Raw genomic sequence first — 12,586 nt, forward strand, 5'->3', positions numbered from 1 at the left:
TGAGCCTCCTCGGCACGCCTGCGGGGTCTCACCCTTTCCTCTATTGCCCACTGGAGTCGAGTGTCCTCCGCTCCATTTCACTCATGCTAATAAAATACATTTTATAATCGTAAAAAAAACCGAATGGTTAGAAAGATGACTTCCTAACCATTCGGTTCTATGAGAGTGTTAAATACTTATGTCCCAGCTTCTTTTTGGTGTTCATTATTAACATTCCTCGGGTGTTCCAGAGTTTGCTGCTGTTCTAAATGATGAACCACAGCCGCAATTTGCGATTGCGTTTGGATTTTCGATCGTAAATCCGCCACCCATCATACTTTGTTTGAAATCAATTTTTGTACCATTTAAAATCGGTGCATCCTCTGAACTTACTACGACAGGAATGCCAAATTGCTCAAAGAAAAGATCCTTTTCCTCTTGTTCATGAGTGAAGCCCATGCCGTAGGATAAACCACTGCATCCTCCGCCTTTTACCGCAACACGCAGAAAAGCGTTCTCCTCCTCATTATGTTTCATCATGTCTTTTATATGAAGAGCAGCGGCTTCCGTTAAAATGACAACATCATTCATCGTAAACCCTCCTTAAAAATAAATGCCTTTCCCTTTAGTATATACAGTATTTTTATGTTCCTCAACTAATCTTGTTTATTGCAGAAAGAATAAATTTTTGAATCCATCATTCACACACACCAATCTTTGTTTCATATACAAATCCAGGTGTATTTTATTGGGTATAAATTACTACTTTTTTCACATGAAAAACAAACACTTTTTTCTCTCATCACTCCGTTTATATGATACGATAGAACTATAATTCACATGCCGGAAAACAGGAGGAAAGACATATGAATCAAATCGAACCTACATATGATAAACAATACAAATGCATTAAGTGCCAGCAGGTTTTTACGAGTAAAAGGGTGCGTTCACGGTTTATTAAAGTTGATGGGTATGATTCAGACTTTCTTCCCCGCTATTCTGCCGGCTCAAGTAACCCGCTGCTTTATTATATTCAAACATGCCCATTCTGCGGCTTTTCGTACTCAGAGGATTTTGTTTCTTTATTCCCGCCAGGAACAGAAGTCAAAATCCAAACAGAAGTGTGTGACCGTTGGGCGGAAAGAAGCTATAGCGGCCTTAGAACGACCGAAGAAGCGATTTCCACATATAAACTGGCTATTTATTGTGCGATTTTAAAGCAAGAGAAGAGGATTACAATTGCCGGCCTTAACATGAGACTTGCCTGGCTATATCGATTAGAGGCTAATGAAGAGCAGGAACAGCGTTTTTTAAAGCTTGCGATTGACAATTACCTTGCTTCCTATACAAATGAGGATTTTAGAGGATCAAAAATCTCCGAAATACGTGTTTTATATCTAATTGCAGAGTTAGCAAGAAGAACGAACCAGAATGAGCTTGCCATTCAATACTTTTCAAAAGTATTAGAACAGCAAAAAAGAAGCACTGAACCTAAAATCATAGAAATGGCGCGTGAGCAGTGGCAAACCATGCGGATGAAAGAAAAAATCTAGGGTCATCTATACTAGAAGATTGACTTCTTAAGTTAGTTCCATAATTTTTGAGCATGCAAAGAAAAGCTGGGTCCGCTAAAGGGAACCAGCTTTTCATCTATTTAAAACATTGGATTCTCTTCCAAAAATTGATATATATTGCTTACAAGCTCCTCAGCTGTATCTCCTGTGACTACTTCACCATTTACCAGCGCAAACATATGCTCAGAGCATTTTCCGCAATAGCCAAGACAGCCGTATTCAATCACATCAAGATCATAATCTTTCTCAAGCTCTTCTAGAGCTTTGTATGAACCACTTGCCAGATTACTGACACAGAATTCAATAATAGGCTTAATCATGTTCCTCACCTCACTACAATCTTTAATCTACCTTTTTTAATGAACATGTTCAAGCTTTTGAGTTCAATCGCTGGCGACATTATTCTAAAAAAGCATAACCTAAATAAGCAGGTTAAAAAATTTGCAGCTTATAGAAAGCGTTTTATGCTTCCTAATATGAATAATACACCGATATATGTTGTGATTTAACCGTAATTTCGTTATACTTTTTATTGAATTATGTTTCATAATATTATATATAATCCGAACTGCTTAATAGCAGAATTGTTGCCAAAGAGAGCATACATGGCACTTATTCATTCTGCCTCTCATTTTTCTGTAAAAACATTAAATAGTAATCTGACAATTTCTTTAGTACGGACAAAGGGGTAATTTCCATGAAAAATCTCGTGATTTTAGGGGGAGGTTATGGAGGCATGCGGGTACTCGCTCGTCTACTTCCAAATCAGCTTCCCGATGATGTGACAATCACATTAATTGACCGTGTACCTTATCATTGTTTAAAAACTGAGTATTATGCATTGGCAGCTGGAACAATTTCAGACCAGCATGTACGCGTTGCCTACCCGGAGCATCCTAGGCTGCGCATTCAGTACGGAGAAATAACGAATATTAATCTAGCAGAGAAAAAGGTATATTTGCAGGAAGAAAAGCCAGTTTCATATGATGATTTAATCATAGGTCTTGGCTGCGAGGATAAATACCACAATGTTCCTGGCGCCGATATTTATACAGATAGCATCCAGACCATTGAAAAATCGCGAAGAACCTATCAAAAGCTGAACAATCTTGCTCCAGGGTCAGTTGTTTCTATTGTCGGTGCAGGTTTAAGCGGAGTTGAACTCGCTTCTGAGCTATATGAAAGCCGCCCGGATCTGCATGTTAAGTTATTTGACCGCGGAAAACATATCCTTTCTGCCTTTCCTGAGCGTCTGAGCACCTATGTTGAAAATTGGTTCCTTGAACATGGGGTGGAAATTGTCAGTGGGTCCAATATTACCAAGGTAGAGGACAATGTATTATACAATCATGATGAACCGGTTCATTCGGACGCAATCGTTTGGACAGCAGGCATTCAGCCTAATAAAATTGTCCGTGCTCTAGAAGTTGAAAAAGATCAGCAGGGCCGCGTCGTGCTTACTAAGCATCACAACCTGCCTGAAGATGAGCATGTTTATGTGGTTGGTGACTGTGCAAGTCTCCCTCATGCGCCTAGTGCACAGCTTGCAGAAGGGCAGGCAGAGCAAATCGTCCAGATCCTAGTCAAGCGCTGGAAGGGTGAAGAGCTTCCAGAATCACTTCCGACGATTAAACTGAAAGGTGTGCTTGGATCCCTCGGTAAAAAACACGGATTTGGCCTAGTTGCCGACCGTGCCATCACAGGCCGGGTTGCACGTCTTTTGAAATCAGGGATTTTGTGGATGTATAAGTATCATAACGGATAACTTTTCACCCAATAATATTTAGTTATATAGAATGTTGATTTAGCAATCTTTATCTATAGTTGAAATAACAAAAAGTGCAATCTTTTATACCAGATTGCACTTTTTTTGTTGGGTTTTTGTTGGGTTTTTTATATCGCACTACCTATTTCTTTAAGTACACCCAATAACATTGGCATGATTTGAATAAGAACATAACCCAATCCTGCATTTTGAATCCCACTCCATCCACGCTCACTTTTACCCAGCATAAAGAAAAAGCAAGAACCTACTATAATAATAGAACAAACAGGAAAACTAAGGGCAACCATCAAATCAATCAATGGATCCAAAGCATGAGCAATCACTTCTAATGTCTTTTCACCGATAAATTGAGTTGCTGCAACCGGAACTGCTTCTGGAGTAGCTGCAAATGCTGGCTTAGCTGCTATTAAAGGGATTGCTATTGATGTGCCTATCCTTCTTGCTAGTTGCCCATATTTCTTCTTTGGCTTTTCTTTTTTATAGCTGCCAGACATAAATGCGCTGATAGACATAGTTTGAGTTTTCACTTCAAATCCTCCCTTAAATAAACCTTATATTTTAACCCTTCACATAACTGTTCTAATTTTTTTTTCCTGAAATCCGTTGTAGTTACCCAGATGAGCACAAATTGTGGATTATAAGTGGATAACTTCTTATATTTCTTTATTTTTTGAATGTTTTGAGACATTGTTTGTTTGTAGTCTATTTCAACAAAGTGGTGTAATTTATTGGAGATAAAAGCTGCATCTGCTATGAGGGATATATCGTTAATGGATATCTTAACTTCATTCTGCCAGCTGATTGGGCGACCGCATACAATGTATAGATCATTTCTCATTAGATAATGATTTACTTGTGCTGTCTTTTTGCGCACTTTCTCAGAGAGCACCATGTCTCGGCCTGCTGAATTTAGATAGTAAACTTTCATTTTATTCTCTAAGAAGTGAGATAAGTATTCCTCCATGCCGCTTAGGATCCGCTGGGCATTTCGGTCTTGACCAAGACGGTGCATACGTTGCAGTTGTTCTCTTGATAGGTAATCACATTTCTTCAAGCTTAAAAGTATTTCCTCTATTCGTTTCTGATTTTTCAATGGTTGGCGCCTCCTCTCTTGGTCTAATGTTTATATAAGGCTCAATTTGTTTTTGTATTTCTTTATTGCTGATAAATGGCGTCTGCACGACTTGTGTTTTGACGTTTTTATAAATGCCGCGACCAGGAATCATTGGTAAAGATTCAGCTCCTGTTTGACCAAGCGCAGTATTAGATGCTGTAGCATCATCAAGTACATAGCAAAGCCGCACAGGAATATTTCTCTTAGTCTGCTGTGGGATGGATTGGCTAGATGGATACTGGGTCCCGTAGACCAAATAGTACCCAGCTCCCCTGCCTTTTCTTGCTATATCCGTTACAACCTCCATCGCGGCCGAATCATCTGCTATGTCAGCTGCTTCATCGATTATGATAAAATGCCGATCTTTTATGCCAGATTCCTTTATATCTTCATACCCTAGGTCAACAATTTCTTTATATGTGATATCCATTTGGCTCTGTATTTCTTTTAAAATCCCCTTGGCTGCTGCCGGCTCCCGAGTGAAATTTTTCGTTTGTTTTAGATCCTTGTAACGTTGAAAAGCAGATCCACCTTTTAAATCAATTAAGTGCAGATGAACATTTTCAGGCTGCTGGCAGATTAGAGTTGTAACTATAAGTTTTAACAGCACGCTCTTGCCAAAACCAGTTGATCCAGCAACAATTAAATGTTTGTGCTCATCAAAATCATGGCGCACAATAGATGATCTTGTTTTGCCGACTGGGACGGACCAGGTATTCTCTTTAAGATAAGATTCATTCCATTCATATTTGCTCTGTAACCCCTCGCTAAATATACGAATTCGCAGCATGCCGTCAAATTCAATGTCAATTTCCTTCTTGGATTTTTTACTGGTTAATAACTCCTTTAATTGTTTGTGTAATGTTTTATCAAGCTTGAGGTTCAGAATGTCGGAAAACTGGAGTTGAAAGATTTTTTCCTTAATGTTCAAGCCATCCTCCAATACATTTTTCTTCGCAATTACTTCTTCTGATGACATTCCTAACGGTAGCTGATAAACATACTCCATTCCTCCATCAATTCTCCTTTTGCGCTGAAGCCGAATGGTTTTTACTTTGCCATCCTCTCTGATCGTCATGCCAGCGTTGTTAAAAATTCTTTGGATTTTATCTGCATCATTGGATATGCCAGTCTTTTTTAAATATGAATAACCAGCTAAACCACCCATTAAAGTTGAAGTAAGAATTTCAAAAATCAACGCCACCCCTCCTTTTAGTATTACGTAGTAATAGTTGCAAGGTAAACGAATAACAAAATACTGAGGAAACCCTTGGTAATACTAGCATTTTTGATGTCGGGTTACTGTGCACATAGAGAATTTTAAAACGACTGCAATTAGCGAATGTAAAACCGTATATCTTGCTGAATGGTAAAAGATATGTAATTAAATGTTTGTCCTAATACACAAAAATTTAGAGGACAAGCATATTTTTTGAAGAATTTTTAAAGTGAGGTGAATTTTCGTGGAAACTAAGTTGCAGAAATATCATAAAGAGACGGGGATTAAGCAAGCCTTTATTGCTCAAAAAGTGAACCTAACACCAGGCGCATACAGTAAAATTGTTCGTGGAGAATCAATGCCTACGCTGCCAGTTGCTATCAAAATAGCTCGATCGCTTAATGCAACAGTGGAAAGTTTATGGGGAGATTTAGTGGAATAAAAAAGCTCTTCTCAAAAGAGAGGAGCTTTACTTGTTTATAGTATAGAAACCTTCATTATGTCCATAAACGGGACTTTAGTAATCTCGGTGTTTTTTTCAATGTGAATTAACTTTGTGCGGCTATCCATCTTTACGATATTCCCTTGAACAGGATCTTTTTCCCAAACAATCAAATGCACTTCTGATTTTTCAGCATGTGCCTCTGTAAGTGAATTCCCAATCTCCTCTAGTTCAAATTCATCTCTTGTTGGTCTTTTTTTCTTAACTTTAGCCATTTTTATGCCCCTCTCCTCATTTTCCGTGCTGGTGCGATCGATAAGGTGTTATTTAATTTAAAAGTACGCTGCTGCCGTCGAATGAAACAGTAAGCATGAAAAGACTCTTCGTTAACAGTTAATACCTTGACTTTCCGCTGACTAATATTCCCTTTGTGGTCCTGGTAAATCATTTCTAATTCTTCTCCCGTTCCTGCAGCCCTCATCAATAACCCTTTCATCGACCAAACCTCCTTTGTTGTTACCATTAATTATATACGAACTTTTGTTCGATTTCAATTGAATGAAGAACTAACGTTCGCATATAATATTGGTTAAAGGAGATGGAAATATGTTGCGTGATCGAGGACTTTTAAAATGGCAGCCGGCACACTTTATGCCTGAACACAGGAAAATGTTGAGTGATGTAGATCAAGATTATTATAAACAAGCAAAGCCGCAGCTGGACGAACAAGAACTCGAGGAAATAGGGATTATTGTTATGGAATCGCTGAATTACACACTAGAAATAAAGATTACTATATGGCAAGCAGGATATTTTAATGATCACATTGGGATCGTTAGCAGGGTTGATTATCTCATGAAATACATATTTCTGGAGAAAGAAGATGAAAATATTAAAATAATGATTGTTGATATTACTGCTGTTGAGAGGAATTAGAGGTTAATCGAACATTCTATAAATTTAATTAGGGCTCTTCGACAACTTGTATCTATTAATGAAGAGCCCTCTTACTTTCGCTATTGCTTAAATATGTTTATTAAAGATTTAGCCCTTGATCTTGGCAGTATTTATTGAATTTATCCTCTATAGTATTCGAAATAAAGTAATATGAACTGTCTGTATCTATTTCTACAGATGAAAAATACAACCTTTCTTTATTTTCTTCTTCCTTTAAATATTCAATAAACTTTCGCGCCATTGCTATATACCTTCTTTTTTTCATCACATCACTGTCATTTAAAGAAGATTCATACAGCTTTAAAATTTTATTATGGATTTCTTCATTGGATATTTGCGTGTCGATTGACATTAAAGACAAGTAAAATGGATTACCAATTAAATGCGAAAGATAATAACTACCTGCAGCTCCTAATATTATTGCGTTATCTTCTTCGATTTCATTGATTGTCCCATTAGCATTTACTAAAGCTCCAGCGATTTGCAAAGACTTACAAATATCTAAAAACCGCCCATAACTTGTCACAAAATTATGGAATTTTTCATTATACATGTCTTTTATTAGAAAATATCCATTGGGCAACTTCCCTAAAGCTTGCCCCAATCTAGATTGAGCATATAACAAAATTCTAGCCTTAATAAAGTGTGAAAAAAAACCATCATCCGCAATATCATAAATATTAACTAAGGGCTCTGTCTTACTGCTCACAAAATGAATTCTATCTTGAAGAGCTAACCCTCTTAATAACTCAGAATTTTCAATCGTTAATGATATTTCCTTACCTGTAGTAGCTAATGTTGCAGCTGAAACCAGTAGGTCATCGATATTTATATTATGAGAAGTAAGCATTTTTTTAAATATCTTCAAACTCTCTCTTATGTCACGGTTACCTAACATCTCAATCAATAACAAATTTTCTTGCTTACCAAGAAAAGTTTTAGTAATTACATCAATTATATCTTGTTTATTAATACTCGTCATAATCCCAGCTTCACTTTCAATTCTAAAAACTTCATCAGACTTTGTTTCTTCTCTCAAAAGCTTTAAACGTTTTGATAGTACATTTAAGAATTTAGGTGCCGGGATATGAAATAACTCTATTTCAGCAAAATTAATAGCTTTATCTCTTCTATGACTATAATAAACTTCCTCTCGTAATGAACAAATCATTGTAGTTCTTAAACTTTCCCTTAACGAATTTGCATGTTTGAATAACCTTGTCTGCAGCCCAATATTTAATTGATCCACATTATCATACACAATACAAGTTCCATATTCTTTTGATCTTAAATACTCAAATACTCTTTTTACAAAGTATTCTTTATCCTTCATTTTCTCGGTAATTATTCGAACTATTTCCCTATCACGCTCTTCTTGTGTAGGTAATAAATTTAATAAAGCTTGATTATATTTCAAATCCTTTGAAAATACAGACTTTAAAATATCTATATCCGTAAATAAATTCAAATCGGAATATTTATCAAGAAGTTGTTCTTCTATTTGACGATAAACAAAATCATCGATATTACTTCCTTCTTCGCTATACTTTTTAAAATCCAAGTAAAGCCAAACTAAAAAATCTCTGTCCAACTCTTCCAATATAAAATTAAAGAATCTATATATAAATGTTGTTTTCCCTACACCGGATCCGCCTAATATTAGAAATAATTTAGTGTCATTTTTTGCTTTTAGAAACCTCTTTTCAAACTTCCCAGCAGACTTTTTTTCAACTTCAAGTTCTTGGATCTCTACAGGAAAGTTAAGTAAAGGAGCTCGATCTCTTAGCACAGTTTCTATTTCTCTTCCAAGTTTGGCTGCTGAAGTATTTCCACAATAACATTTCATCAGTAACTCTTCGTCTGTGATAATATCCGAAAAGTATCTACTTTGAATACTTTCGAAGTATTGTGATAACTCGTTGCTCGGCGATTTGGCATTTATATCTTTTTGAATAGAAGTAATCCTATCTTTAAACGGCGGTCTTGGTCTAATTAAAGGATTATTCTGATCAGGGACTATTAATTTATGTAGTTCCTCGTTTGAATTAACAATTGGCGATAGGATATTGAAGAACTTAGAGAAATTTGTACAAATATCATTTATATCTCTAAATAGATATGTATCATTAAAATTCTGAATATGTGTATACGGAATATAAGTTACAGCCAGTTGTTTTCCGTTATAAGCAACAACTACACTAATACCTATAGTAGTGGCATAATTTATACCTTGTTCAATAGCCTTTCTTAGATCACTTTTAATATTTAGTGATTTATATTTTATAGTTCTATTTTTTGGCATCGAAAACTCAATTGTAGTCTTCTTAGCTTCTAAAACAAATTTATTTATCCCCGAGTCAAATTTGTAATCGTAAAATCCAATTTTAGGGGTATATGCCTCCCTTTTAATTTGAGACTCATCCCAACCTAACACATCTTTAAATAAGGGATCGATTATTTTTGATCTTGTGTCTGCCTCACTTAATTCAATAGGTGTTTGGAATGACTCCGCTTCCGCTGCCCAGTCTTCTAAATATTTTTCACGTTCTGTATAATCTAAATCTACTTTCGGCATATTATACACTCCTATAAAAAAAGGGTTTCAGTGCTAAATATTATAACACTAAAACCCTTTTATACATAATTTTGGAGTGAATTTTTGGCGATTAATACAGATTGGCGATGCAGCTCTAAAAATGGCTTCTTTTTTATTAAAAGTTCGTCAATATTGAGTTTGTTCAGATTAGAAGGGTCTTTCATTAAAAATAATAACGAAGCAAGAATCTCTAGCCAAAAAACTTCTGGACATGAAGCTGGTCGATTATCAATTAGAGACTTAATCATATCCAATTTTGGTAATATCGGCCCTTTAATACGTAAATTTTTTGTATCTTCTATAATTTCTTCTTTATTATTTTCAATTTTAAATAGCATTGAAGTAAGCACACGAGAATAAGGTCCGCGTTTATGCCAAAAAAAGTCCACATTTTTCCCATAGTGAATACCTAAGGATTTTGTTATATAGCCAACTTTTTGGGCAATAATACGATCGTCATATGTTTGAGCACTTGGTAATCTACCTAATAAATACTCATGGACCATTGAATATGCAACTAATTCTATATTCATCACTTGTACACCCTCAACACTTAATCTTAAAACACTGTATTTAAATGACTTAAAAAGGTACACAGAGCACCTAGGTTACCAACTAAGTTTACTCGTAATTAAATAAGGAGTCAATCAATATTAATTATATAGTATGTACTCAATAGCTATTTGTTAACATCTTTGCCTAATAAGCAATATATATTCTAAACAATTTAAGAAATACCCTTTAATTTTTTGAAATGATTTATTTTTCCTGATTTTCGGATTCTTAAACTACCCGCTCGATTTAAACCGTTAATCTGGGACACAAAATCGTCACAAGGACTATCCTCCTATTTGTCAAATACTTTCATAGATAAATTATGAGAGGTGATTAAAAAATGAATGACTTATGGGAAAAGCTTCAATATTTCTGGTATGACGTTATCTTGCTCAATCTTTATGAGTTTTGGAATTGGTTTTGGTTTTACCGTAAGGGCAAAGTAAAATTCAGAGTATTTATAATTGACGACATGTATAATGTGTCAGCAGAAACAAAAAACAGAAGTGTTCATAATTGCTATGGAACTACCTTGGAAATTGCTAAACAGATCGCGATGTTTAGGTTGAATAATCGGGAGTCAAGAATAATTTACGGCACCATTGAAGATATAAAAGAGGGGTATCCAGAACAATATAATGAACAACAGAGAGATGAGATTAAGACCAAGTAATTATGAAGCCCCTCTCAGTGATTGAGAAGGCTTTTTTTACTAACGGGGCAGGTTAGTTTAATTATTCGTTGATTTATTTTAAATATTTAAAACTTTTATATGTTAAAATTGGGTTGGCTTTTTATGATATTGGAGGGGATTTTTTATGGACGAATATAAAATAATTTTATTTGATCTAGACGGCACGCTATCTGATCCGAAAGTAGGAATAACTAAATCAGTTCAATATGCTTTAGAGAAATTGGACATTATTGAACCGAATCTTGATAAACTTGAATGTTTTATTGGACCACCGCTTCAAGTTTCCTTTGCTGAATATTACGGTTTTAGTGAGGAAAAATCACAAAAAGCAATAGATTTTTATAGAGAACGATTTAAGCAAAAGGGTATGTTCGAAAATGAATTATATCTCAATATACCACCACTTTTAAAATCATTAAAAGAACAAGAATATACCTTAATCGTAGCAACCTCCAAACCTACGGTATTCTCAGAACAAATTCTTAAATATTTTAATATTGATCATTATTTTGATCTCGTTGTTGGAAGTAATCTTGATGGTACGAGAACATCAAAAACTGAAATTATCCAATACATACTTGAAAAGTATAAAGATTATATGCTTGATAACTTTCTTATGGTGGGAGATCGTAAGCACGATATTATTGGTGCAAAAACCGTTGGTATTGATTCAATTGGAGTAACTTATGGATACGGTTCTTTTGAAGAAATAAGTCAATCTAATCCTACTCATATTGTTCGTAGTGTTGACCAGATAAGAGATATTTTAATGACGAACAAAGTAAAATAATATTCTAAAGGTAAGATTGTGAACAAATGTACTTAAGCTAACGGGTGCTTTAGTTTAAAAAGCCCCTCCGGACGGAAGGGCTTTTTGTCTGTATAGTTCTTGGAGTAAAGTTATATTACCCACTAATCATTTACTTTACACGTAACCTTTGGCCAACACGGATTGTGTAATTTGCATCAAGACCGTTCCAGTCTCGAATTTGTTGAATAGTGCTGCCATACTGTCTACTTAATGCATAAACAGTATCACCAGCAACCACAGTATGATAAGTTGCGCCTCCACCTGACTTTTTCGGTAAATTAAAGGCTCTAGCAATACCATTCACATGACCACGAGCAATACGAGCAATGTATGCTGCTTGCTTTAACTTTGATGCATCAGTAGCATTATCAATAAAACCATTTTCGGTCAGTAAGGCTGGCATTCTCGACTCACGTAACATGTGGAAGTTAGCAGTCTTCTTGCCGCGATCACGGAAATCGACTTGTTTCATGATTTCTTCATGAATAGCATTTTGATAAGTGGTAGTTGGAGCACCTACACCTGGATAGATAAAATCTTCATATCCAGTTCCGCCCCCAGCATTAATATGAACAGACAATAAAAAGTTAGCTCCCCAGCTATTAGCTGCATTTGTACGCTGTGCTAATGATAGTGTTGAGTCACCTGTACGACTCATCCTGACTTCCACATTATTATATTCATTTATTAGCATGTCTCTAATTCTAGTTGAGATTTGAAGAGTGATATTTTTCTCTTGAATTCCATTACCTACTGCACCTGGATCTGTTCCGCCATGACCTGGATCAATAAAAATTTTTACCATTTTTAATCACCTCTTGTTTTATTTTTATTTAAATTAGTATCTTAAAGCTTGTAC

16 protein-coding genes are annotated in these 12,586 nt (G+C 35.5%); 6 read left to right on the plus strand and 10 right to left on the minus strand.

The genetic code is table 11. The features are described from left to right. Window positions 1-207 precede the first annotated feature (207 nt). Window positions 208-570 carry a HesB/IscA family protein gene (locus J1899_RS18300; protein ID WP_214475669.1) on the minus strand — a complete coding sequence of 121 codons (363 nt, stop codon included), beginning with the start codon at window positions 568-570 and terminating at the stop codon, window positions 208-210. A 275-nt stretch (window positions 571-845) separates the two neighbouring features. Between J1899_RS18300 and J1899_RS18305 the strand changes: the two genes are divergently transcribed. Next, the gene (locus tag J1899_RS18305) at window positions 846-1,532 is read left to right on the plus strand and encodes a DUF2225 domain-containing protein (protein WP_214475671.1); all 687 of its coding nucleotides are present in this window, start codon (window positions 846-848) and stop codon (window positions 1,530-1,532) included. Window positions 1,533-1,633: 101 nt separating this feature from the next. On the opposite strand, the gene J1899_RS18310 is transcribed toward J1899_RS18305, so the two are convergent. Further along, a complete protein-coding gene (locus J1899_RS18310; RefSeq protein ID WP_066442791.1) occupies window positions 1,634-1,873 on the minus strand; it encodes a YuzB family protein in 240 nt (79 codons plus the stop codon). 377 nt (window positions 1,874-2,250) lie between these two features. On the opposite strand from J1899_RS18310, the gene J1899_RS18315 reads away from it, so the two are divergent. Next, the gene (locus J1899_RS18315; protein ID WP_066442790.1) at window positions 2,251-3,318 is read left to right on the plus strand and encodes an NAD(P)/FAD-dependent oxidoreductase; all 1,068 of its coding nucleotides are present in this window, start codon (window positions 2,251-2,253) and stop codon (window positions 3,316-3,318) included. Between the two features lie 128 nt (window positions 3,319-3,446). Here J1899_RS18315 and J1899_RS18320 read toward each other — a convergent pair whose 3' ends face one another. Genes J1899_RS18320 through J1899_RS18330 form a run of 3 tightly spaced genes read right to left on the minus strand, consistent with a single transcriptional unit; the run spans window position 3,447 to window position 5,651 of the window. After that, the gene (locus J1899_RS18320; protein WP_214475674.1) at window positions 3,447-3,866 is read right to left on the minus strand and encodes a hypothetical protein; all 420 of its coding nucleotides are present in this window, start codon (window positions 3,864-3,866) and stop codon (window positions 3,447-3,449) included. Next, on the minus strand, window positions 3,863-4,432 hold the full coding sequence (locus J1899_RS18325; RefSeq protein WP_246586520.1) for a replication-relaxation family protein: 570 nt from the start codon (window positions 4,430-4,432) through the stop codon (window positions 3,863-3,865). The genes J1899_RS18320 and J1899_RS18325 overlap by 4 nt, the downstream gene beginning before the upstream one ends. Continuing rightward, complete coding sequence (locus J1899_RS18330) at window positions 4,380-5,651, minus strand: FtsK/SpoIIIE domain-containing protein (protein WP_214475676.1); 1,272 nt, start codon at window positions 5,649-5,651, stop codon at window positions 4,380-4,382. Before J1899_RS18330 ends, J1899_RS18325 begins: the two co-directional genes overlap by 53 nt. 265 nt (window positions 5,652-5,916) lie before the next feature. Between J1899_RS18330 and J1899_RS18335 the strand changes: the two genes are divergently transcribed. Continuing rightward, a complete protein-coding gene (locus tag J1899_RS18335) occupies window positions 5,917-6,114 on the plus strand; it encodes a helix-turn-helix transcriptional regulator (RefSeq protein ID WP_214475678.1) in 198 nt (65 codons plus the stop codon). A 35-nt stretch (window positions 6,115-6,149) separates the two neighbouring features. Here J1899_RS18335 and J1899_RS18340 read toward each other — a convergent pair whose 3' ends face one another. Together J1899_RS18340 and J1899_RS18345 are read right to left on the minus strand one after the other, a co-directional pair. Then, entirely contained in the window at window positions 6,150-6,389 is a 240-nt protein-coding gene (locus tag J1899_RS18340) for a YolD-like family protein (protein WP_214475680.1), read from the minus strand. A 2-nt stretch (window positions 6,390-6,391) separates the two neighbouring features. Further along, the gene (locus J1899_RS18345; protein WP_214475682.1) at window positions 6,392-6,610 is read right to left on the minus strand and encodes a hypothetical protein; all 219 of its coding nucleotides are present in this window, start codon (window positions 6,608-6,610) and stop codon (window positions 6,392-6,394) included. Between the two features lie 110 nt (window positions 6,611-6,720). On the opposite strand from J1899_RS18345, the gene J1899_RS18350 reads away from it, so the two are divergent. After that, a complete protein-coding gene (locus J1899_RS18350; RefSeq protein WP_214475684.1) occupies window positions 6,721-7,050 on the plus strand; it encodes a YolD-like family protein in 330 nt (109 codons plus the stop codon). Between the two features lie 100 nt (window positions 7,051-7,150). Here J1899_RS18350 and J1899_RS18355 read toward each other — a convergent pair whose 3' ends face one another. After that, a complete protein-coding gene (locus tag J1899_RS18355) occupies window positions 7,151-9,646 on the minus strand; it encodes a P-loop NTPase family protein (RefSeq protein ID WP_214475686.1) in 2,496 nt (831 codons plus the stop codon). Window positions 9,647-9,705: 59 nt separating this feature from the next. Continuing rightward, window positions 9,706-10,200 (minus strand): hypothetical protein, encoded by a 495-nt coding sequence (locus tag J1899_RS18360; RefSeq protein WP_214475688.1) that lies wholly within the window; start codon window positions 10,198-10,200, stop codon window positions 9,706-9,708. A 362-nt stretch (window positions 10,201-10,562) separates the two neighbouring features. Here J1899_RS18360 and J1899_RS18365 point away from each other — a divergent pair, with 362 nt between their 5' ends. Continuing rightward, complete coding sequence (locus tag J1899_RS18365; RefSeq protein WP_214475690.1) at window positions 10,563-10,895, plus strand: hypothetical protein; 333 nt, start codon at window positions 10,563-10,565, stop codon at window positions 10,893-10,895. A gap of 145 nt (window positions 10,896-11,040) precedes the next feature. Next, window positions 11,041-11,706: an HAD family hydrolase gene (locus tag J1899_RS18370; protein WP_214475693.1), complete on the plus strand. Its 666-nt coding sequence runs from the start codon at window positions 11,041-11,043 to the stop codon at window positions 11,704-11,706. 130 nt (window positions 11,707-11,836) lie between these two features. On the opposite strand, the gene J1899_RS18375 is transcribed toward J1899_RS18370, so the two are convergent. Next, entirely contained in the window at window positions 11,837-12,532 is a 696-nt protein-coding gene (locus J1899_RS18375; RefSeq protein ID WP_214475695.1) for an N-acetylmuramoyl-L-alanine amidase family protein, read from the minus strand. Window positions 12,533-12,586: the final 54 nt, after the last annotated feature.

Source organism: Cytobacillus gottheilii (assembly GCF_018582665.1).
GTDB classification, from domain to species: domain Bacteria; phylum Bacillota; class Bacilli; order Bacillales; family Cytobacillaceae; genus Cytobacillus; species Cytobacillus gottheilii.

Excerpts from the sequence above, each read along its gene's own strand:
- J1899_RS18300 (WP_214475669.1), bottom strand. The coding sequence starts at position 570 with ATGAATGATGTTGTCATTTTAACGGAAGCCGCTGCTCTTCATATAAAA.
- J1899_RS18305 (WP_214475671.1), top strand. The coding sequence starts at position 846 with ATGAATCAAATCGAACCTACATATGATAAACAATACAAATGCATTAAG.
- J1899_RS18310 (WP_066442791.1), bottom strand. The coding sequence starts at position 1,873 with ATGATTAAGCCTATTATTGAATTCTGTGTCAGTAATCTGGCAAGTGGT.
- J1899_RS18315 (WP_066442790.1), top strand. The coding sequence starts at position 2,251 with ATGAAAAATCTCGTGATTTTAGGGGGAGGTTATGGAGGCATGCGGGTA.
- J1899_RS18340 (WP_214475680.1), bottom strand. The coding sequence starts at position 6,389 with ATGGCTAAAGTTAAGAAAAAAAGACCAACAAGAGATGAATTTGAACTA.
- J1899_RS18345 (WP_214475682.1), bottom strand. The coding sequence starts at position 6,610 with ATGAAAGGGTTATTGATGAGGGCTGCAGGAACGGGAGAAGAATTAGAA.
- J1899_RS18350 (WP_214475684.1), top strand. The coding sequence starts at position 6,721 with ATGTTGCGTGATCGAGGACTTTTAAAATGGCAGCCGGCACACTTTATG.
- J1899_RS18355 (WP_214475686.1), bottom strand. The coding sequence starts at position 9,646 with ATGCCGAAAGTAGATTTAGATTATACAGAACGTGAAAAATATTTAGAA.
- J1899_RS18360 (WP_214475688.1), bottom strand. The coding sequence starts at position 10,200 with ATGAATATAGAATTAGTTGCATATTCAATGGTCCATGAGTATTTATTA.
- J1899_RS18365 (WP_214475690.1), top strand. The coding sequence starts at position 10,563 with ATGAATGACTTATGGGAAAAGCTTCAATATTTCTGGTATGACGTTATC.
- J1899_RS18370 (WP_214475693.1), top strand. The coding sequence starts at position 11,041 with ATGGACGAATATAAAATAATTTTATTTGATCTAGACGGCACGCTATCT.
- J1899_RS18375 (WP_214475695.1), bottom strand. The coding sequence starts at position 12,532 with ATGGTAAAAATTTTTATTGATCCAGGTCATGGCGGAACAGATCCAGGT.